Below are 22,148 nucleotides of genomic sequence, written 5' to 3' on the forward strand. Positions count from 1 at the left end.
GTGAGCACTGACTGCTCGTGACTGTTCAGTTCGCCTTGACTGCTCGACGACTCAACTAATTTATATAAGACAGGTATTCAATGATGCTCAAGAAACTCGCCTTTGCCGCCCCTCTGACTGTCCTGGCCATGAGCGCCTCGATGGCGTTTGCCGCCACTGAAGCCAAGCACTCCATCAGTCTCGTGGCGCACGTGCCGGCTGACGACTTCTATGCGGTGCCGGTGGATGCCGATCTGGTCAACAAGGATCAGGACATGAGCTACAACCCGGCCACCAATTCGATGCGCGAAGTCAACGGGCACTTCGACGTGCTGCACACGGCCGGCAAGGTTCATGCACGTCTGGAAGGTGTGCCGAAGCTGATTGGCGGTAACAACACCATCGACCTGAAAGTCGAACTCAACGGCAAGACGCTGACCACCACTTCGCAGGAAGTGGTCGGTGATACCGAGTCCAATACGCGTTATCGCGCGCCCTTCAAGATCAGCGCTACCGGTGCCAAACCGGCCGCTGGCGATTACACCGGTGTGGTCATGCTGGTCGTCGAACCTTCGGTTTGAGTCATAACGGCAATACCTGACGTTACTTGTCCAGTAACGTAACCGGCCGGCAACTTTGAAGTTGCCCGGCCGGGCTTTTACTTCCGGTAATCAGAGTATTAATCCATGTATCCGATGACGCCCATCGCGGCTGCGCTTGCATTGCTTTTGAGCAGCAGCGTACTGGCGGCGCCGCCTCCAGTCGATAATACCCCGCGAAGTTTGCTGGCTCAGGCGAAAGGTCTTCCGGCGGACTTTGAAGAGCATTTCTTTGATGTGCCTTTGGCGGTTCGTGTCGAACTTGATCAACAACCGCTGGGCGAGGCAATGATTATATTGTCGCGCGATGATCGCATTACCTTGCTCGACTTCACCGACACCAGTGACAGCCGTATCAGTGCCGTCGAGCGCGAAACCTGGGCCAGTCTCCTCAAATCCGGCGTAGCGCTTGGCAACTGCAGCGGGCAATGCCCCGAGCAACTGCTGGCGGTGCATTACAACCTGGAAAACTCACTGCTCTCGATCGCCACCGAAAACGCCGAGCGCGATCTGCAGACACAACGCTTCCACGAGCAGCCCGAGGGTGGCAGCAGCGGTCTGATGCTGCGCAATCAGCTGAACCTCAATGGCGGCCAGAACCAGGATCTGGGCGGACGTTTCGGTCTGGAAGCCAGTGCCAGTCTCGGCAACTGGAGCCAGGCCTTCAATATGCAACTGGCGCGCCTCGGCGGGCCGGACACCAAGACCTATCATGCGGTACACGAGCTCTACACCCAGCGCGAACTGCAGGGCAGTTTTTTCCGCCTGGGCTATTTCACCCCTAATTCCGAAGGCCTGACCCGCCAGCCCCGTTCGTTCGGCACCAGCCCCGATACGGCGGTGGGTGTGATGTATGGCAGCTCCGACAGCCTGGCGATCGACAGCCCGCGACCCAGCGTCTACCCGATTTTCGTCACGGCCAATCGCCAGGCGTCGGTGGAGATCTATCGCGATGGCCTGCTGATCAATACGCAAGCCGTGCCGGCCGGGTTGCAGACGCTGGATACCCGGTCCTTGCCCGGCGGCATCTATGAAGTCGAAGTGCGCCTGATCGAGGATGGCCAGACCACCGCGACCACACAGGAGCTGGTCTACAAACCGGTGAACTGGCAAAACCTCGACCAGCGCTGGCGCTATAACGTGTTCGCCGGGCAGGAAAGCAAACTGCTGAGCAATTGGGAGGAACAGCAAAGCGGTGATCTCACCGCCGGCGCCGCCCTCAACTACCTGCTGCACCCGCGGGTGATCCTCGGCCTGTCGGCGCGTCAGGTACGCGACACCTTGCAGTACGGCACTTCGATCGACTGGAGCCTGGCCGACAGCATCAGCCTCTTCGCCAATCTCTATCAGACCGAAGACCACGGCACCGGCGCCGATGTGCAGGGCCTGTACAACTATGGCGCCGGCAGTCTGGTGGTCAGCCACAACCGCAGCTGGCTCGATACCCGTAACAGTTACGACACGCTGCCCGACGGTACCCGGGTGCGGCAGCGCAATGTGTTCACCGGCGAAACCAGTAACTCGTCGCTGGCGCTCAACCACCGTATCAGCCGCAAGGATTCGCTGAGTGCGCGGGTCTCGCACAGTACAGGCAACGTCGAAGGCGTGGGCATGGACCTGGGCTGGACGCAGCGCACCGAGCTGTTTGGCAGCGATGCCAACTGGCGGCTGTCGCTGTTCGACCGTCCGGGCAGCTACAGCAGTGGCGAGGCGCGTAATCGCGGGATCGACCTGAGCATCAACATGGCGCTGGGCGGGCCGGGGCAGCAGATTTCCGGCAGCATCGGCAGCCGCACCGCCCGCGATGGCGGGCGCGACAACAATGGCTCGATCGGCTATCGCAAGGATCTGCAGAATCACATTCTGCAAAGCGTTTCGGTCACGGCGCTGACCGACACCTACGGCGTCGGTCTTTCGAGCCTGGCCAACTTCCGTACCGACTGGGTCAATGGCGACGGCTTCGTGCAGCGCTCGTCCTATAACGGCAACTTCACCGGTGGCGTGAACCTCGACAGCAGCGTGATCGTCGGCGGTCAGCAACTGGTCATGACCAGCCAGCATCAGGGCCGTGGCGCCGGAATGATCGTCGATGTCGAGTCGGATATCGCCGACATCACCCTGCGCGCCGACGACCTCAGCGGCGGCAGTTCAGCGCTGCGGCCGGGGCGCAATTTCATCCCGCTCACGGCGTACCGCAACAGCTCGGTGGGCTTCGATTTCGAAGGCAATCACGTTCCGGCCGCCAACATCGAACCGTCTCGCGCCCGCTATCACCTGAACAAGGGCGGCGTGGAGTACCGCAAGGTGCGGGTGATGAAAACCGTCACCGTACTCGGACGCCTGCTCGACCCCCAAGGCCAGCCGCTCAAAGGCCATCACGTGATCAATCACGCCAGTCGCGGGGTCAGCGAAGTCGACGGGTTTTTCTCGATGGAGATGCACGCCGGCTCCCCGACCCTCGAAGTGCGCTACGCCGATCAACTGCTGTGCCAGTTCCGGCTCGACCCCGACCAACACCGTAGCGAAAACAACGTGCTGATGATCGGCGATTTGCGCTGCTCGCCGGACACGTTGGCCGACGTCACCCAAAAGGCTCACACCGCGGGTTGATCCGGCCTGCTTCAGGAGATTTGCAGACATGAACGTCTCACCCTTTGCTACATACCTGCGTCGCGGGCTGGCCGCTGTTGTGCTGGTCGCCGGCACGGTATCTGCGGCTCACGCCGAACAGGTGTCGATCACCGCCGAGTTCAAGCCGGACTCGTCTTATCCGCACCGCAACAAGTTCCACAACACCACGCCTTCCAGTGGTTACTGCACCTACGATCCGGCGCAGTGCGAGCAGCACGAAATATTCAGCTTGCAGGTGCCGATTCAGTTCAACGCTCGTGCGCCGATTGCGGCGAATCATCCTTCGCCGCGGCAAGGGGCAACGTTTCAGGTACCCGTGCAGTGGCGTGAGCTGACGGTCTATCACGAGACCACCCGCGAGCCAAAAATCGTCAAGGTGCGGATCGTCGGTATCGGTTCGCGCTATGTGACCGAGAACTTGATGAAACTGGTGGAGGGCGCCGAAGACGATCGCAGCGCCCACAACCTGTTGTGGGGCTTGAGTTGGGTCTATGCACCCGCACCCTGTCAGTACAGCGGTGTGGGGTGGTACTCCCCCGATTCATACTCGTTTTTCTGGAAAACGCCAGCGGCCGCTGCCTGTACCAAACAGGCGAAGTTCGATGTGCCGTGGTTGCGTCTGGAACACCTCGATTTTGCCTATGAACTGGTCACCCCCGACCCGCTTGGGATGTCGTCGGGGGACTACAGCGGTTCGCTGACCTACAGCGTCGGGCCGAATGCGGATTTCGATTTTGGCGATGTGATGTTGCCGTCGAGTTCGTCTCTGACCTTGAATTTCAATCTGAATGTGCAGCACACCCTCAAGGTCGACATCCCGCCCGGTGGCGAGAAAGTCCGCCTGGTTCCCAACGGTGGCTGGCAGAGCTGGCTGCAGGCCGGACGGCGGCCGGTCAGCCTGTTTCGCGACCAGACTTTCAACATCTCGGCGTCATCGCGTTTCAAGATGCTGATCAATTGCGGTCCCGGAGTAGGTGCCGAGTGCGGATTGCAGGACAGTAATAATTACCGTCGAGTCCAGCTGTACGTCAGCGTCAGCATGCCCAATGGCATAACCGATCTGGCCGGCCAGCCGGTGCGGCGCATGCCATTGAAGCCCGGCGTCGGGAGTGCCCTGTATTTCAAGCCGGGTTTTTATGTGGATCGAGCCCCGGGAACCCTGCATTTCGAAGTTCGGCCGCATTCGATGGCAGAGATGCTGCAGCCCGGCGTGAGCGACAGCTATTCCGGCACTGTCATTGTGATCTGGGATTCGGATATCTGATGGGCCATTCAGCGATGAGTCGAGTCGGCATTGTGTTCAACGACCAAGGAATCAAGGTGATGAAGCGTCTGGTGTTATTGATGGTTTTGAGCGGGCTGCCCTTTGCCCTGCAGGCCGGCCCGCAGATCAATGTCGGGACGGTCTACGACTACCTCGACGGTGACAAGAGCACGTACCTCAAGCGGGTATTCAACAGCGGCGACAGCACTGCATTCGTCAAGGTCAACATCCTCGAAATCCTCTACGACGCCGACGGCACCTCGCGGGAAATCGAGGTCAGGAGCCAGGCCGACATGAGCAGTCGTGACGGCCTGATGGCCAGCCCCGCGCGACTGATCGTGCCGGCCAACGGCATGCAGGGTACGCGTCTGTTGATGATGGGTGAGCGTGACCGGGAGCGCTATTTCCGCGTGCGGTTCATCCCCGTTGTCCCGGAAAAGGAAGACGAATTCGCCGTGTCCGCCGAGGAGCGTGAGCAATACAAAACCACCTTGTCGGCCGGGGTCAACGTCATGACCGGTTTCGGTACGGTGTTCTTTGTGCGCCCGAAAAACAGCCGTTTCGACAGCGTGATCGAAGACACCCCGACAAGCTATCGAGTGCGCAATAACGGCAACACCGTGGTGCTGATCGACGAGTTCCGCAATTGTGCGCTGAAAGACGAAACCGCCTGCCAGCCAACCACCAAACACCACATCCGCGCAGGCAACAGTTTCGAGTTCGACAAGCAGGCCGGACGCGAATACCGCTTCAATCTGGTGGAAGGCGAGAGCAAGAAGTCCCTGCGTGTAGCCGGCCAATCATCAGGGGGGGCCTGAAATGATCAAGCCATCGTTGATGATCCTGTGCGCGGGCGTCCTGACCCTGTTCAGTGCAGAATCGTTTGCGGCACGCGAAGAGCACCGGTTCGAGGTGTCGGTGGATATTCCGACGCTGGGTTTTTATGTAATACCGGCCGAAACGGACTGGATTCATCGTGAACAGATTCTGCCGTGGAATATCAGCACCAAGAGCCTCGGCAGATTGCGCAAACACTTCGACCTCAGGCACGACACCAGTGCCATCGAGGCCCGCCTGGAGAACGTAGCGTTTCTGTCCAATGGTCGCGAGGAGCAGAACATTTATCTGCGCGTCAGCTTCGCCGATACTGTGCTGACTCACGAGACGCCGCGTCAGGTGGTTTCTGCAGAGCAGGCCAGGGCCGGCGGGCGTTATGCGCTGGAGATCCAGCCGATCACGCCCGCCGGCGGCTATAAGCCGGGGAATTACTATGGCAACGTGCACCTGATCTTTAATGCGGCGGCACCCTGAGGTTGCCCGGCCTGCCCGATGTGCAACGGGCAGACCGACGCGCCGTCATCAAAGCCCGGCGCGGGTCAGGGCTTCACGGGTCAGGCGACGCGCGAGCTCTTTTTCGTCATCCGCCAGATCGACCAGCAGCCGCTCGAACAGCGTGTCGCTGATCGGTTCTTCATTGAACACCACGGTTGCCGGCGCCGGCAGATCGTTCATCAACGTCTTGAGCTGTTCGCGCAAGGCTGCGCGTTCCTCGGCCACGGTCGATTGCACCCACTGGCGCTGGATCTCGCGCAGCGATTCAAGGGCTTCGTAGCGGTGCTGGAACAGACGCTTGTTGCTTTCCAGGCGCACGGGATAGCGCTCGCTCAAATACTCTTTCCAGAAGTCGAGCTCAAGCATCTGGTTGACCAGGCCATCACCTTCACCCAGCGCCAGTACCGTGTCGCAGGCCTGATCGATCATCGCGTCAGTGACGCCGGACACCGCCCGGTACAGCATGCCCTCGGACTGCCAGGGCAAGCCGAGACGTTTGGCCAGGCCGGTCTGGTAGGCCAGATAAACTTCCACGTCGTCGGGATTGCCGCCACGGCTGGCGACATCGGCCCGGGCGATTTCGTTGACCTGTTCCAGGCGCGCCGCGCCTTTGGCCAGCGTCACCAGTTTCAGTTCCAGTTCCTTCGGCTCGACCGAATAGGCATGCGCCTCGTAGGCCAGCACGTTCACCCCCATGTGGTTGAACAGCTGCGTACCGGCATCGGCGCAGTCCACCGGCGCCACCACCATGGTGAACAGTTTTTCGCGCAAGCGACTGTCGACGTGCACGGCGTCGAGCATGCGCCAGACGCGTTGCATCAACTGCTCGCGCGCCGCTCCGCCAGCGCGGAAATCGGCAAACTCACGCACGCTGAGCAACGTCGCCATGAACGGTGCGGCCATGGGATCTTCCACCAGCTCTGTCCACGGTGTTTCGCGATCAATGCCCCAGCCCGGCACGTCGGACCAGTAGTCGGCGCCATAGTTGGAGATGATCGAGGTGCCCGGGATGGCGACCGGCATGATCGGCTCCGGTGGCAGTGCCATCGAACGGCGACTGTCCTGGTAACGCAACTGGTTGAGATCAGACAGGGCCGCGACGTCCAGACGCGTGCGCGCCACCAGCCATTGCCCATCGGAACCGCTCGGCACGTCGGGGATTACCGTCAGCGGGTTGCCGCGAAGATCGAGCAGCAGACCGCGTGGCCGAGGCTTGGCCAGAATGCCGTCAGGCCAGGTGGTCAGGCCGGTGTTCTTCAGCGCCACCACCTTGAGGCGCGGCATGCGTGACAGATCAGGCGACAGCCCCAGCGGGTTGTCGTCCATTCTCAGCACTTCGAGGTAGGTCAGGTTGCCTAGCCGTTCCACGGCGGCACGGTCCAGCACAATGTGGTTGTTGTTCAGACGCAGACGTTCGAGGCGGGGCATCGTGCTCCCGATGCGGTCCGGCAAGCGCGTCAGCTCGCAGTATTTGGCACTCAGCTCGACCACGTTCGGAAAGTCTTTGAGCAGGCCGTTGGCGTCGGGGGAAAACCGCGCGTTGTCGAGGTTGAGCAGCGTGACCTTGTCGAGAAACTTCTTCAGCGGTGGACGCTTCGCCCACCAGGTTTCCAGATTCGTGGAGAGCAGTTCCCGCGAGAGGTCCAGCGCATAGGCCGACGGATCGGCGCGGTTGCCCAGGTGCGCGTTCTTGCGTTCGAAGCAGTTCAGCAGACTTTCGTAGATATGCAGCCCGCCACCGTCACGGAACCCCTGACTGCCCGGCCCCCAGCTCTCCGGTTGCTGATAGCGCCAGCGATGGACGATGACCCGCAGTTCATCGAGTTCATCTTCATGTGCCTCGATGGCCTTGAGCGGCTCGCCGCGTTCGGTCAGGGCATTGGCAAACGCTTCGACCTCGCTCGGGCTGAAATGCGGATGCAGATCCTGGATGCGTTGCTCCAGCGTGGCGGCATTGCGGCTCAGGCCCGGGCCGCGCACCAGAAACAGGGTGTTGTATTCAGCGATCGGGCGGATCGGCGGACTGGCGAGTAGCGTGCGCCGCTCGCTGGGGGCCTGGGTTCTGGCGATGATCCACTGCTTGAACGGTTCGATGTCGTCGGTTCGATACCCCAGGGCACTGCGGCCATCGTGATTGATTGCCTGCAGGAATGCCTCGTACAGGCCACTGGCAGGGTGGATCGGCAGGTCCGCGCCATCGCGCACTTGATAGCGATCGGCAGCGACCCGCACCAGCACCCGGACGCGCTCGGCGACCGCAGCACCGGCTTCGCAGCGCAACTCGCCATCGAACGTGCCTTCACGGATTTCAATCCGCAGCGCCCCGAAAGTATCGCTGTAATGCCGCAGCGCGCCGAGGATCAGCCGTTCGCTGTCGATATTGCTCAGGGCTTCCTGCTGCAAACCCTGGGCGGCGCGCACGGACTGCAATTCAAACTGCACCTCGCGGGCGGTCGTGCGCAAACGCAAGGGCAAACGACGTTGCGCCGTGGCTTGCTGCTGTTCCAGCGGCCGGGCATGAGACACCACCCGTTCGGCGAGAACCGGCGTCAACTGTGGACAATCCACCAGCACCTGGCTGGCCGCCGGCGACAGTGGCGCGTCGGGCTGCACCGGACGCGCCGGGCCAAGTCGATCCAGCGTGTCGCTGAGCAATGGCGGCGGCGGGGTGTTGTCGACGTGCATGCGGCGCAGCATGTCCTCGTCAGTGCCGGTCAGCAGGCGCATGTGCTCCAGTTGCGCGTCGCTGAAACCATCGGTGCGATGGCCGATGCGCCGCATCAGTTTTCGCCCGTCCCACAGACGCGGGTTTTCCGTTTCACAGACCCAGGCCCCGTCGGCGTTGTGCGCAAGCGTCGGTGCGTAGGCCCGGGGACGTCGCGGATGGCGCAGGCGGTGTTTCCCGGAAGCCGGATCCTTGGTCACCTCGAACAGGTGTTGATCCAGGCGCAACAGGTGTTTGTCCCCCAGCGTATGAACGCCGTGCGCATCGGGGCGGGCCGGGCTCGGCAGGGTTTGTTCCGGCAGACGATAGGGCGCCAGATCCGGATTCCACAGGCGGGTCTGGCCATCGGCCAACTGCACCGGTTTCAGGCCTTCGACAAACGACGACAGCTTGACCCGTGCGACACGTCCAAGGCTGGCGCCAGCGGCGAAGGCGCCGAGCTGGACGATGCTTTGCAGCACGCCGATGGCTTGCTCACCCGCTTCGGCCAAGTGCCCTTCGGCCATGTCGACGATGCCTTCAAAGACGCCGTCGAGCAGTTGATACGTGGTGTAGGCCAGCATCAATTCGCCGAGCCCCGGCACCAGCGGGGTCACCACCAGCAGCGCCACGTTGAAGATGTCCGAGAGGATTTTCCCCAGATTGTCCCACCAGGCCCAGCGGGCCATGCGGTCGGCATACTCGGTGGAAATGGCGATCTCCCGGGCGTCATTGAAAATCTTGTTGAGCTTCTGCTGGTGGAAGTAAGCCCAGAGACTGCCGGTGTAACGGGTATCGCGGTCGTCCTGGACTTTTGTCAGGCGAAAGCGCAGGTCGGGGTGATCCACAGGCGTTTCGCGCCAACTGGGTAGGTGGGTTCCCGGCGGTACGGCGTGCCATTTCACGGTGCTCAGGCGGGCGTTCAACCCTGCAAAAAAATGCCCGCGTTGCTGATGGTTGACGAACTGGCTGAAAAACCGCTGATAGCTGCCAGCAGCGTCGCGGTCGCGCAGTTGCCGCGTCAGTTCCGCCATGAAGTCCAGCGCCGAGGGGTATTGTTTGAGCGGGTGTTCCGGGTCATGGGGCACATAGGCAATCACCGGAACCGGGGTATTGGCGGTGTCCACGTCAGGGGCTATTAGGGTGATACCGGTCAGCGCCGTATCCATCATGGCGAGGTTGTAGTAGTTGATGGCTCGCCCGCGCCAGCGCAGGTTGCGCCGATCATCGAGCATGCCCTGGATGACCTCGTAGGCGTCGCGGTCAATGTCCTTTTTCGCCAGGACCAGCTGGGCACAGACGCTCAATGTACTTTTCTGGCTGAAGATGACCCGGTATTGCAAAACCTGGCGGGCGACACGGTTGCCCGAGCGCAGAAAATCGTTGAGATGCTGCTCGTATCGGGCGCCGATATTCAGCTCGCGGCACAGTGACTTGAACTGCTCGATACTCACTTTGTGCTTGAGCGGCCTGACCGTGAAGTGGCCGTTGGCATCGGGGCGGGTAATGAACTCCGAGGCCGGGCTGAACGCTTCATCACGGGAAAAATTATGCAATGCAGCGTCGAGCAGCGAGACGGTCCGGCTGGTGGTTGCACCGGCAAAGTCATGGGCCCACCACGCGCTGTTGACGGGGGCGTACAGGCGCAGCCAGGTGTTCTCGACGTCGTCCTCGACGCCGAAGCGCTGTCGCAACGCCTGCTGTAATAACGGTTTGGCGAAGGCGTAGACGTCTTGCAGGCTGCTCAAGGCCTTGTCCACGTCGTTTTGTGCTTTCCAGGCATTTTGCATCTGCTGTTGCAGACGCCGATGTTCGGCGTCCGATACCTCTTGATACCAGGCCGGCAGTTTCAGTCGGTGCAGCTGCAATTCATTGACCCGCTTTGCTGAGCTTGCGCGCAGCCAGGCCGGGATGGCTTTTTCGATCGTCTGATAATGAACACTGACATCCGGTGAAACGAGGGGCGCCGTGCGTGGCGGTTGCCCCTGCGGGGAAAGGGTGGGCATTGCTGGATCGTCCTTGATCAAAAATGGAGCGATCAGCCTAGGCAAGGACAGTGGGCGAAAAAAGCGCAAATACCCGGTTGAAAGCGCCGGGGTTGCGTACGGAGCCTTCGAAAAACACGGAGGGAAAAATACACAGTTACCACCACGCCACGCTGCTTTCGTGGCTTACCGGGCGGCGGTGACCTCCGGCGCCTGGCACAGCGTGTGCGTGCCCGGTTGCAGGTATGGCGAAAGGATCGGCGCCATGCCCTTGAGCACTTGCACCGGCAGTGCCGAGGTGAACTTGAAGTTCTCCGCCGAGCGTCCGGGGACGAACGCGGTGAGCGTGCCGAAGTGGTTGTTGCCGATGTAGAACACGAAGGTCGCGGTACGGTTGATCGACTTCGAACTGAGGATGCGCCCGCCGGAGCCGATGGCTTCGATGCGGTTGTCGCCGGTGCCGGTCTTGCCGCCCATCACCAGCGGGGTGCCGTCGGCGGTTTTGAAACTGCCGGACACCCGTTTCGCCGTACCCGAGTCCACCACTTGTGAAAGAGCCTCGCGCATCGCTGTGGCGACCTCCGATGGCATCACCCGTTTGCCCACATGCGGGTCATTGGTCAGACGCGTTTCATACGGGGTGTCTGCAGCAAAGTGCAGGCTGTCGATGCGCAGGGTCGGCATGCGCACGCCGTCGTTGAGGATGGTGCCGATCAGTTCGGCCAGCGCGGCAGGACGATCGCCGGAGCTGCCGATGGCGGTGGCCAGCGACGGCACCAGATGGTCGAACGGATAGCCGACTTTCTGCCAGCGCTGGTGAATTTCCAGGAACGCCTCGATCTCGAGCATGGTGCGGATGCGGCTGTCACGGGCGCCCTTGTGTTTGCTTTTGAACAGCCAGCTGTAGACCTCCTGACGCTCGAACTGGCTGGCCTTGACCACCTGACTGAAGGTGGCGTCCGGATTGTGCAGCAGGTAGCCCATCAGCCACAGGTCCAGCGGGTGAACCTTGGCAATGAAGCCCTGATCCGGCAGATCGTAAGTACCCGGGCCGTAAGCGTCGTACAGCCGGATCAGACGGTCGTCGGTGAGTTTCTCGTTGAGCTTGGCGCCTTTGAGGTGTGCGCGCACGAAGCTGTTGAAATCTTCCTGACTGGCATCGGGCAGCAGATAACGGTGCACGGCGGCCATGCGGATCGGGGTCGGGCGCATGCTGTCGAGGAAGGTGTCGAGGCGCGCCTGGGTGTCCTTGTTCTTGTACTTCTTCCAGAACTTGAGCAGGAACGAGGTGCCTTCGCGGTCAGCGAAATTGGCCAGGTATTCCTGACGTCGCGGATCGCGGTCGTCTTTGAGCAGTTCGGCGCTGCTGTTGGGGCCGGAGTAGGTGACGTAGCGCACCACGTCGCGCATCAGGCGAATGAATGGCAGGTTGATCGACTCGCGCAGCGCATCGCGCAGAGTCGGCAGGCGGCCGTTGTCTTCCTTGCGAAAGTTGTGGAACACATGCAGGCCGCCACCGGTGAAAAACGCCTCGCCGGGGCTGGCCGAATATTTGCGGTCGAGCGCAGCGCCGAGCATTTTCGACAGGTCGTGGTCCTTGTTCTGGATCAGGTAATCGATCACCCACTGGCTGAGGCGGTCCTGATCCGGTACTTCGACCTTCTTCAGTTCCGGCACGCTCATGGCGCCGTACTTGTCGTGCAGTTCGGAGATGATCTGCAGGTAAGTGGTGAGCACGCGCATCTTCGCCGTCGAGCCGAGCTCCAGCTTGCTGCCTTCGTTGATGTCGAACGGCTGGTCGGTGCTGTCGGTCTGCACGCGCACCCGCGAGCCGTCCGGGGTCAGTTCGAACAGGGTGAAGCTGTAGCGCACCTGGGTGGTGCTGGTGGGGGTGAGCAGGCGTTCGCCAATCAGGCCGATCTGCCCGGCAAACGTGGGGTCGGCGAGTTTTTTCAGGTAATCGGTGGCCTGGGTCTGCAACTCGCCCTGCAAGGTGCTGGTGGCTGAGAGGTCGAGGCGATCAAGGTCGTACAGCGGACGGTTGAGCATACTCGCCAGACGGCTGCGGGCGACGCTGATGCCCTTGTTGGTTTCGATCGGCTGAAGGGTCGGCTGGGTCTGCCAGTCGCGGTAAGTGACCTTGCTCGCCAGTGCGGCATCGGCCAGCGCGCTGTCGATCACGCCGCCCTGTTTGAGCAGGCGCAAGTGGCTGTCGGTGAGGTCGGCGAGTTCTTCGCGGCCTTTGGTCAGGTAATGCGAAGGGCGGCGCTGGGCGATCATCAGCGAGAGCATTTCGCGCAGGGCCAGGCCTTTGTCGGCCATGGTTTTCGCATCGGTGGCCGGGCTGTTCAGCTGTGCATTGGCCTGGTTGAAATCGCTGCCGTACCAAACCCGCAAACCTTCGGCCATGCCGTGTACTTCACCGTGCCCCGGCACAGCGGAAAGCGGCACGCTGTTGAGGTAGTCGCGGATGATGTTCTGCCGCGCGCCGAGGGTTTGCGGGCCGGGCTGATAGGCACGCACGCTGGCGGAAATCATCTGGCGGATCTTCTCGGCGCCAGACACCGTCAGGCCATCGGGCGAATGCCGGTACTTTTCCAGCTGTGTCGCCAGGGTGCTGCCGCCCGCCGATTGCCCCGGCAGGTGCAGCAACTTCGCTACCTGCGACCACGCGGCCATGCCGAAACGCGGCCAGTCCACCGCCGGGTTGGCCAGCGGTTGTTTGGGGTCGAGCAGAAAGCGGTTTTCGATGAACAGCAAACTGCTGACCACCACCGGCGGAATCGCCGCAAAACTCGAATACAGCTGCTGCGGGTACTTGTACTGATACAACGGCGCAGCGCGGCAATCGGTGATCGACAGCCCGGCCTGGATCTTTTCCGAATAGGGCACGAACAGGCCCTTGTCGGTGTAGCTCAGCAGCGCGGGTGAAAATCGTGTCTGCTCGGTGATCACGTAATTGCGCTTGAGCAGGCGTGGCAGGAATTCATCGAGAGAGCTGTAGCCCAGACGCAGATCGAACGGCCCGTTGCCCGGATAGCGGATCGCTTCGCTGGGACCGGGCTCCAACTGATATTTGAGCGAGGCGGCGTACTGGCTCAGCTCCCGGGACTGGAAACGCGAGGTACGCATCTCCTTACTCGCGGCCAGACCCACCACGATGGCGATAATCAGCAGCAATAACCAGAACGCCTTCCAGCCATGTCGGCTGCGGCGTTTTTTTGGGGGGACAGGCGCTTCATCCACACGTTCAGTCGGAACCACGGCTTTACTCGAATCGGTTTGCCACAAAGCGCCCATAGTCGATTGATCCATTCACGCAGATTGATCGGACTTGACTGAAGCTTAGACGGTGGTTGGTGATGGGGAAAAAAAAGTGCGGGGAAGCCATCTGAACAAAACTGGAGTCGCTGGCTATTTTGAGTGGAGGTTAACTGTGGTGAGGGGATTTATCCCCGATGGGGCGCGAAGCGGCCCCTGAACAAGGGGCTACGCATTTTAATAGCTGGGCCTGCTGCGCAGTCCATCGGGGATAAATCCCCTCGCCACAGATAAGTCCCCTCACCACATTCAAATCTCCTGACCACAGATGAATTGACATGATTGAGTTTAGGTAATGGACCTAGAGCCAGCAGGCGTCCCAAAGCGGGTAGTCGCCAATCCGCTCTACCAATCCCGCCCGTAGCGGATTGGCGATGATGTACCGGGCGAATGGTTTCAAGTCCTCACCATCACGGATAGCGCGGTCGTGGAAACCGGTTTGCCACAATCGACCGCGCCGACCGGTTTTCCTGTTAACGGCTTGGGTGCAGCGCGCCTTTACCGCGCCAATGACTGTGCCAAGGTTGTCGCTTTTCAACTGCATCAACCAATGAAAGTGATCAGGCATGACCACCCAGGCGATGGACTCCACTAAGCCTTGTTCATGGGCGTGGCGGAACTCTGTAACCAATAATCGGCCTGTGCGCCAGTCGGAAAATACGGGTTGGCGGTCATATACAACTGAAGTAACGAAATAGGCTCGGTCTGTTTCGGAATGTCGGCCTAAACGAAGACGGTAAGTATTTGGTTTGACTGGCATGTTCGCTCCCTGCGTTCAGTCATCAAGGCCTGAAGGCTAGTGGCGGATTACTTGAGCCGGGTCTGTAAATGCCGTAGGAATTTTCGTTTTTCAGGCGGGGCGGGGAATATTGACGTCACGTGTGGCGAGGGGATTTATCCCCGATGGGGCGCGAAGCGGCCCTGACCAAGGGTGATCACATTTTAAGAGCTTGGGCCTGCTGCGCAGTCCATCGGGGATAAATCCCCTCACCACAGAAAGCTTTCAACGCAATAGGCCATATGAACTGAGGAGTACCGGTTTAGAGCTCTTTAATCTTCAATACCACCAAAGCAGGGCCATGACGGTGCACCATCATCGTGCAATACTCGCCGGGATTTTTTGTGGTGAATATTCCTACGCATATCAGGTAATATCTCTCCGCAAAGCGGCTTTTTGCCGAGACTTCTAGCTGAATGTTGTCACTTATAGAGTGAAAAGCCCTGTGACAAGCTTTCTATACTGCACGCCCCGCTGATCTTGCAGGCAGGGTCCTGCATGACGTGTCTGCCCACGAAGCAGGTGCGGTGTCGGGAAGCTGAGGCCTATCGGTCGAGGCTTCGACACACGGTGGTCATATCCAATAACAAGACGAGGTTGTATCCCTATGCCAGTCGGCAATCACCTGCCCCATGGCGAGACCGCTCACGGCGGCCCGCTTAAACGCGAACTCGGCGAACGGCATATTCGCCTGATGGCACTCGGTGCCTGTATCGGCGTCGGCCTGTTTCTCGGCTCGGCCAAGGCCATTGAAATGGCCGGCCCGGCGATCATGCTTTCCTACATTCTCGGCGGTCTGGCGATCCTAGTGATCATGCGCGCCCTCGGCGAAATGGCCGTACACAACCCGGTGGCCGGCTCGTTCAGCCGCTATGCCCAGGATTACCTCGGTCCGCTGGCGGGCTTTCTCACCGGCTGGAACTACTGGTTCCTGTGGCTGGTGACCTGCGTCGCGGAAATCACCGCCGTCGCCGTGTACATGGGCATCTGGTTCCCCGATGTACCGCGCTGGATCTGGGCCCTCGCGGCGCTGATCAGCATGGGCTCGATCAACCTCATCGCGGTAAAAGCCTTCGGTGAATTCGAGTTCTGGTTCGCCCTGATCAAGATCGTCACCATCATCGCCATGGTCATCGGCGGCGTCGGCATCATCGCTTTCGGTTTCGGCAACGACGGCGTGGCGCTGGGGATTTCCAACCTGTGGGCCCACGGTGGCTTCATGCCCAACGGCGTGACCGGTGTGCTGATGTCCCTGCAAATGGTCATGTTCGCCTATCTGGGTGTCGAGATGATCGGCCTGACCGCCGGTGAAGCGAAGAACCCGCAGAAGACCATTCCCGATGCGATCGGCTCGGTGTTCTGGCGCATTCTGCTGTTCTACGTCGGCGCGCTGTTCGTGATCCTGTCGATCTACCCGTGGAACGAAATCGGCACTCAGGGCAGCCCGTTCGTGATGACCTTCGAGCGTCTGGGCATCAAGACCGCCGCCGGCATCATCAACTTCGTGGTGATCACTGCGGCGCTGTCGTCGTGCAACGGCGGCATCTTCAGCACCGGGCGCATGCTCTACAGCCTGGCGCAGAACGGCCAGGCCCCGGCCGGTTTCGCGAAGACCTCCAACGGCGTGCCGCGTCGGGCATTGCTTCTGTCGATTTTCGCGCTGCTGATCGGCGTGCTGCTCAACTACCTGGTGCCGGAGAAAGTCTTCGTCTGGGTGACCTCGATCGCCACCTTCGGCGCGATCTGGACCTGGGTGATGATCCTGCTGGCGCAACTGAAATTCCGCAAAGGCCTGAGCGCCAGCGAACGTGCCGGCCTGAAATACAAGATGTGGTTGTACCCGGTCAGCTCGTACTTCGCGCTGGCGTTTCTGGTGCTGGTGGTCGGCCTGATGGCGTACTTCCCGGACACCCGCGTGGCGCTATATGTGGGGCCGGTGTTTCTGGTGCTGCTGACCGTGTTGTTCTACGTGTTCAAGCTGCAGCCGACTGGTGAAACGCAGGGTGCGGTGCGTTCGGTCTCGTAAGTCGACAGTACGGTAACAAACAAGCCCCGGCCCATTGGTCGGGGCTTTTTTTCATGGGTGCTTCAGGTGCTTTAACCGCCGGTCTGAAAGCGTGATAAAAACCTCGAAGCAAGGCTCAAACCTGTATCACTTCGCAATTTCGCGCGGCATTGAAACGGGGCGCGCACATGAGAACGAGCGCATTTCTCCAACGAGAACTCAGTCAGCGTCAGGTCGCGCTGTTTTTCCTGCTGGCTACCGCGTTGTACGTCCTGCCCCTGATCCTCGCCGACTTTCCCTACATCGACGACAACTGGCGCACGCTGGCCGCCGGCAATGCCTGGGCCGGGCAGGGGCGATTGTTTGCCGACTGGTTTTATCAAGCGCTGACGTTCACCGGCGCCGCGCCGAACATCTTTCCGTTGCCGCTGTTGCTCGCCGTCGTAGCGATGAGTCTGGCCCTGACGCGCCTGACCTTTCACTACTTTGCAGAACCGACGCTGGCCTGCTGTCTGGTGCCGTTGCCGCTCTGGTATAACCCGTTCCTGCTGCAGAATCTGTCCTATCAATACGACGGCCCGATCATGGCCCTGAGCATGGTCGCGGCGATCTACGCCATCACGTTCGAAGGTTCATCGCGGGTGCAGCGCTGGCTGGTGCCGGCGGCGTTGCTGGCGCTGGCAATCGGTCTTTATCAGATCAGCTTCAATGTGTTTCTCGGGCTGTGTTGTGTCGAGTTGATCAGGGCTGTTCAGCGGCGAACGCAGTGGCCGGAGATTCTGCGGATGCTGGGCTGGAAACTCGCACAAGCGGGCCTGGGCATCCTGATCTACAGCGCCACGGCGTACCCATTCATGGAAACGTTGCGAAAAACGGATCTGTTGAACCTGGACGCCGATCCGCTGTTGCAGATCGGCATCAATTTCGCTCGGGTCCTGGATAAAGTTGCGCTGTTGTTTCACGGCGGCTACCCGTGGGTTTTCGCTGCGCTGGTGTTGTGTGCGATCGCCGGCTGTGTGCGCCTGATTCAGTACCGCCAGAACCGTTGGTCAACCCTGTTGCTGTGCTTGCTGACGCTGCCAGTGCTGGTCTTGCTGGTGCCGGGGATCACGCTGCTGTTCCGTGACTTCAATGAGGGCGCGCGCACCCTGATGGGGTTCGGCGTGTTGTTGCTGGGGTTGTTCTATCTATCTCACGTTGCGTTGGCATCCGCGCACCGTCGCTTGCCCTTGCTGCTGATCATTGCGCTGCTGGCGACTCTCTCGCTGTCCTTCGCGTATGGCCGGGTGCTGAGCCTGCAGAAAACCTTCGCCAACAGCGCGCTGTACAGCCTGAGCCACGACATCGCCGCCCATCGCGAGTTGCGTGAAGCCAAGCGGATCTATCTCTCGGTGAGCTACTCCGAGCGCTGGCTGGCCAGTGCGACCGGTTCATTCAAACGGCTACCGGTTCTGAAGTATTTGCTCAACGTCGACTACTTCATGCTCGCGGAAAATCTGCCGTCAGCAGGCATTACCAACGTGGTCGCCGAACGCGAGCGGCGCAACGCCACCCGCGTCGGTTATCAGGGGTTTCCAGCGCTGGTGGACAGCCTGTATTACCGGATTTACCTGATTGGCGATTACGGTTTCATCGTCATGAAAGAGCCGCCGCCTCACCGCCTGCTCAGTTGGTGACGAGGCTCAGGCTGCCGCCACTTCCTGCGGCTCAAAACTGTCCGCCCGCGCCATCTGCCACATCCGCGAATAGAACTCGCCATTCACCTCACCCGTGAGCAACTCACCCGGTTTCAGAAACACATGCAACTGCGAAAACAGTTTGATCTCGGTCGCCGACATGCGGCGCACCAGGTGCTTGGCCGACAGTTGCGACGGATGCTCAAGGCCTGCGGCGGCGAGCATTTCTGCCAGCGCCTTGAGCGTGTTGCGGTGGAAGTTAAAGACGCGCTGGGCCTTGTCCGGGACGACGAGGGCGCGTTGGCGCAGAGCGTCCTGGGTGGCGACGCCGGTCGGGCATTTGTTGGTGTGGCAGCTTTGCGACTGGATGCAGCCGATGGCGAACATGAAACCGCGTGCCGAGTTGGCCCAATCGGCGCCGATGGCCAGCACGCTGGCGATGTCGAAGGCACTGACGATCTTGCCGCTGGCGCCGAGTTTGATCTTGTCGCGCAGATTCAGGCCGACCAGGGTGTTGTGCACGAACAGCAGGCCTTCGCGCATCGGCACGCCGATGTGGTCGGTGAATTCGACCGGTGCGGCACCGGTGCCGCCTTCCTTGCCGTCGACTACGATGAAGTCCGGCAGGATGCCGGTTTCCAGCATGGCCTTGGCGATGCCCATGAACTCCCACGGATGTCCGAGACAGAACTTGAAACCCACCGGTTTACCGCCGGACAGTTCACGCAGTTGCTGGATGAAATGCATCATTTCGATTGGCGTGGAAAACGCGCTGTGGCGTGACGGCGAGATGCAGTCTTCGCCCATCATGATGCCGCGGGTGTCGGCGATTTCCTGGGTCACCTTGTGTTTTGGCAAGATCCCGCCGTGGCCCGGTTTGGCGCCCTGGCTCATCTTGATTTCGATCATCCGCACCTGCGGGTTCTGCGCCTGGGTGGCAAAGCGCTCCGGGTCGAAACGGCCGTCGCTGGTGCGGCAGCCGAAGTAGCCGCTGCCCAGTTCCCAGGTCAGGTCGCCGCCGTGTTCGCGGTGATACGGGCTGATGCTGCCTTCGCCGGTGTCGTGGGCGAAGTTGCCGAGCTTGGCGCCCTGATTCAGTGCGCGGATGGCGTTGGCGCTGAGCGAGCCGAAGCTCATCGCCGAGATGTTGAACACCGAGGCCGAATACGGCTGGGTGCACTGCGGGCCGCCGACGGTGACGCGGAAACCGCTCGGGTCGCTCAACGGCGCCGGGCGCATCGAGTGGCCGATGAATTCGAAGCCCGATTGATACACGTCGATCAGCGTGCCGAAGGGTTTGTCGGCGCTTTCATTTTTCGCCCGCGAGTACACCAGCGAACGCTGGGCGCGGGAGAAGGGCAGGGCGTCGCTGTCGGATTCCAGCAGGTACTGGCGGATCTCCGGGCGGATGCCTTCGACCAGATAGCGGATGTTGCCCAGGATCGGGTAGTTGCGGCGCACCGCGTGCGGGCTCTGCAGCAGGTCGAACAGACCGAGCAGGCTCAGCACGCCGGTGACGGCGGTGATCGGCCACAGCCAGTCGTGTTCGAGAAAGGGCAGGCTGGCGAGGGTGAAAATCACGCAGACGGCAAAGAAGGCGTAGCGGCTCAGGAGTGACAGGCTCATACGGTTTCCTTGGTTCGGACTCAATGGTTTGCAAACCTGTGGCAGCAGGCGGGCCTGTTGAAGAGATTTATTGTGGTGAGGGGATTTATCCCCGATGGGTGGCGAAGCCGCCCCAAAACCATTCACTGCGGTTTAACTGAAAGACCGCATGCATAGACTTGGGGCTGCTGCGCAGCCCATCGGGGATGAATCCCCTCACCACAGAGAATCTATCGACACAGGAAAGCATTTCCACGCGTTATCAGGCGTTCTGCGCCTGGAGAAAAATCGAAAACAGCTCGGACTGGGATTTGATCCCCAGCTTGCTGTACATGTGTTTCTTATGGACTTTCACGGTTTCTACGGAGATTTCCAGCTTACGGGCGATTTCTTTACTGGAGCAACCGCTGAGCATCAAACGCCCGACATCCAGCTCCCGGGCGGTCAGTTGCGCACCCTTGAGTTGTTGCACCGAGGCTTCCAGCTGCACGCGCCAGTCGGCCGCAGCTGGCGCGGCAGCGAGGGCCACGGTCTGGTTGATCTCGTACGGCAGGCGCTGACGCAACAGGCCCAGCACCCACGGCTGGATCAAAGACAGCAAAGCGATCTGTTCGCCAGTGAAACGTTTTTCACTGCCCAGCGACAGGCACAACGTGCGCTCGCCTTCGAGTTGGCAATTGAACTGGATTTCGTCGGCGACCACATTCAGACGAAAGTATCGCTGGTAATACTCGGTCAGCTCGAAATGCTCCGGCGCCACCTCGGACAGGCGATACAACCCGGTGCGCGACTGCTCGCGGCAGGCGATGTAGAACGAGTCGAGCAGGTACAAGCCGCGCAGATAATCCTGAAACAGCGGGTCGGGGCTGCCGTCCTCGCCGGGGCATTCGGCGAATACCTGCGGGTGCTGATCGGCACTGAACAGCAGCACCACCCAACTATCGAACGCCACGTACTGGTCGAGCAGACGCACCAGTTGCGCCCAGAAATTCGGCTTGTCCAGCGCGTCGATCAGTTGCCCGACGGCGCGGTGCCAGGTGATGTCATCAAACGAAACGGTCATGGATCTACCCCTATCGGGTTACCCCGGCCGCGTGATTCCCTGGCCGGTTGCTTGCTGCGCATACTGGCCCACAGACAGCCACCGGGCAATCTTTCAGCGCCCGGCCATGAACATAAGGACTCGCGATGAAAGTCGAACTCGCCCAACTGGCGGGCCGTGACAAAGACACGGCGTACAACCTCGAACATACCCTCGCGGCGATTGCCGCGTGCGCGGCCGACACGCAATTGATCGTGTTCCCGGAAACCCACCTGATGGGCTTTCCGAGCGCCGACACTGTGGCGCAGATCGCCGAGCCGCTGGATGGCCCGACCGTCAGCGCGGTGCTGGCCGCCGCCCGCGAGCGCAATATCGCTGTGGTGATCGGCATGGCCGAAAGCGACAACGGGCGCTTCTACAACACCACGCTGCTGATCACCCCCGAAGGCATCGCGCTCAAATATCGCAAGACCCACCTCTGGGCTTCGGATCGCGGCGTGTTCGAGCCCGGCGACCGCTATGCCACTTGCGAGTGGAACGGCGTGCGCGTCGGCCTGCTGATCTGCTACGACATCGAGTTTCCCGAATCCGCCCGCGCACTGGCGCAACTGGGTGCCGAATTGCTGATCGTGACCAACGGCAACATGGACCCGTACGCCCCGACTCACCGCACCGCAATCATGGCCCGCGCCCAGGAAAACCAGGCGTTTGCGCTGATGGTCAACCGCGTCGAGGCCGGGGATGACGGTTTGATGTTTGCCGGTGGCAGTGCGCTGGTGGATCCGCTGGGGGAATTGCTGTTCGAAGCGGGGCGGGAAGAGGGGCAGTTCAGCGTCGAGCTGGATTTCGACCGGTTGGTGATTGCGCGCAAGGATTACCACTACCTGGATGATCAGCGTTTGAAACTGCCGGGGGAGGTGGTGGAGCGGGAGGGTGGGGTCCGGGAGCTTTTGATTCCTGCCTGTTGACCGCTGCCCTCACCCTAACCCTCTCCCGGAGGGAGAGGGGACTGACCGAGGTGTTCTTTTGAAGTACATCGACCTGAAATACCCAGTCGAACTCAGGATCTGAAAATCATGGAGATCTGCTCCCTCTCCCCCTCTCCCCCTTGGGGAGAGGGCTGGGCGGGGGGCGTTCCGATGAGGGGTGGATTTTGACTCTGACGCACCTTTGAGTTTTACCCAAAACAACAAAGCCACACCCGAAACATACGCCGAACTCGGCTCT

General features: G+C 60.8%; 13 protein-coding genes. 8 read left to right on the forward strand and 5 right to left on the reverse strand.

Annotated features, from left to right (window positions below; all coding sequences use genetic code 11):
- Positions 1 to 83 precede the first annotated feature (83 nt).
- From KCG87_RS16985 to KCG87_RS17005, 5 genes are all read left to right on the forward strand, one after another.
- Positions 84 to 560 (forward strand): CS1 type fimbrial major subunit, encoded by a 477-nt coding sequence (locus tag KCG87_RS16985; RefSeq protein WP_177416203.1) that lies wholly within the window; start codon positions 84 to 86, stop codon positions 558 to 560.
- Between the two features lie 105 nt (positions 561 to 665).
- On the forward strand, positions 666 to 3,188 hold the full coding sequence (locus tag KCG87_RS16990; RefSeq protein WP_210558507.1) for a CS1-pili formation C-terminal domain-containing protein: 2,523 nt from the start codon (positions 666 to 668) through the stop codon (positions 3,186 to 3,188).
- A gap of 28 nt (positions 3,189 to 3,216) precedes the next feature.
- A complete protein-coding gene (locus tag KCG87_RS16995) occupies positions 3,217 to 4,473 on the forward strand; it encodes a hypothetical protein (RefSeq protein WP_210558506.1) in 1,257 nt (418 codons plus the stop codon).
- 59 nt (positions 4,474 to 4,532) lie between these two features.
- Positions 4,533 to 5,291, forward strand: a complete 759-nt coding sequence (locus KCG87_RS17000; protein WP_210558505.1) for a molecular chaperone — start codon at positions 4,533 to 4,535, stop codon at positions 5,289 to 5,291.
- A 1-nt stretch (position 5,292) separates the two neighbouring features.
- The gene (locus KCG87_RS17005) at positions 5,293 to 5,784 is read left to right on the forward strand and encodes a CS1 type fimbrial major subunit (protein WP_210558504.1); all 492 of its coding nucleotides are present in this window, start codon (positions 5,293 to 5,295) and stop codon (positions 5,782 to 5,784) included.
- A gap of 48 nt (positions 5,785 to 5,832) precedes the next feature.
- On the opposite strand, the gene KCG87_RS17010 is transcribed toward KCG87_RS17005, so the two are convergent.
- The 3 genes from KCG87_RS17010 to KCG87_RS17020 form a co-directional block, all read right to left on the reverse strand.
- Positions 5,833 to 10,515, reverse strand: coding sequence for an NEL-type E3 ubiquitin ligase domain-containing protein (locus KCG87_RS17010; protein WP_210558503.1), 4,683 nt, complete (start codon positions 10,513 to 10,515; stop codon positions 5,833 to 5,835).
- 165 nt (positions 10,516 to 10,680) lie between these two features.
- The gene (locus KCG87_RS17015) at positions 10,681 to 13,794 is read right to left on the reverse strand and encodes a transglycosylase domain-containing protein (RefSeq protein WP_210558502.1); all 3,114 of its coding nucleotides are present in this window, start codon (positions 13,792 to 13,794) and stop codon (positions 10,681 to 10,683) included.
- Positions 13,795 to 14,116: 322 nt separating this feature from the next.
- Positions 14,117 to 14,575, reverse strand: a complete 459-nt coding sequence (locus KCG87_RS17020; protein ID WP_098965430.1) for a transposase — start codon at positions 14,573 to 14,575, stop codon at positions 14,117 to 14,119.
- Between the two features lie 625 nt (positions 14,576 to 15,200).
- On the opposite strand from KCG87_RS17020, the gene KCG87_RS17025 reads away from it, so the two are divergent.
- Together KCG87_RS17025 and KCG87_RS17030 are read left to right on the forward strand one after the other, a co-directional pair.
- Positions 15,201 to 16,619: an amino acid permease gene (locus KCG87_RS17025; RefSeq protein WP_027612097.1), complete on the forward strand. Its 1,419-nt coding sequence runs from the start codon at positions 15,201 to 15,203 to the stop codon at positions 16,617 to 16,619.
- 167 nt (positions 16,620 to 16,786) lie between these two features.
- A complete protein-coding gene (locus KCG87_RS17030) occupies positions 16,787 to 18,274 on the forward strand; it encodes a glucosyltransferase domain-containing protein (RefSeq protein ID WP_210558501.1) in 1,488 nt (495 codons plus the stop codon).
- Between the two features lie 6 nt (positions 18,275 to 18,280).
- Here KCG87_RS17030 and KCG87_RS17035 read toward each other — a convergent pair whose 3' ends face one another.
- Both KCG87_RS17035 and KCG87_RS17040 read right to left on the reverse strand, forming a co-directional pair.
- On the reverse strand, positions 18,281 to 19,900 hold the full coding sequence (locus KCG87_RS17035; protein WP_210558500.1) for an FMN-binding glutamate synthase family protein: 1,620 nt from the start codon (positions 19,898 to 19,900) through the stop codon (positions 18,281 to 18,283).
- 241 nt (positions 19,901 to 20,141) lie between these two features.
- Entirely contained in the window at positions 20,142 to 20,942 is an 801-nt protein-coding gene (locus tag KCG87_RS17040) for a LuxR C-terminal-related transcriptional regulator (protein WP_210558499.1), read from the reverse strand.
- Between the two features lie 125 nt (positions 20,943 to 21,067).
- Between KCG87_RS17040 and KCG87_RS17045 the strand changes: the two genes are divergently transcribed.
- Entirely contained in the window at positions 21,068 to 21,889 is an 822-nt protein-coding gene (locus KCG87_RS17045; protein ID WP_210558498.1) for a carbon-nitrogen hydrolase family protein, read from the forward strand.
- Positions 21,890 to 22,148: the final 259 nt, after the last annotated feature.

The sequence above is a fragment of the Pseudomonas sp. MWU347 genome, assembly GCF_017947305.1.
GTDB classification, from domain to species: Bacteria; Pseudomonadota; Gammaproteobacteria; order Pseudomonadales; family Pseudomonadaceae; genus Aquipseudomonas; species Aquipseudomonas putida_A.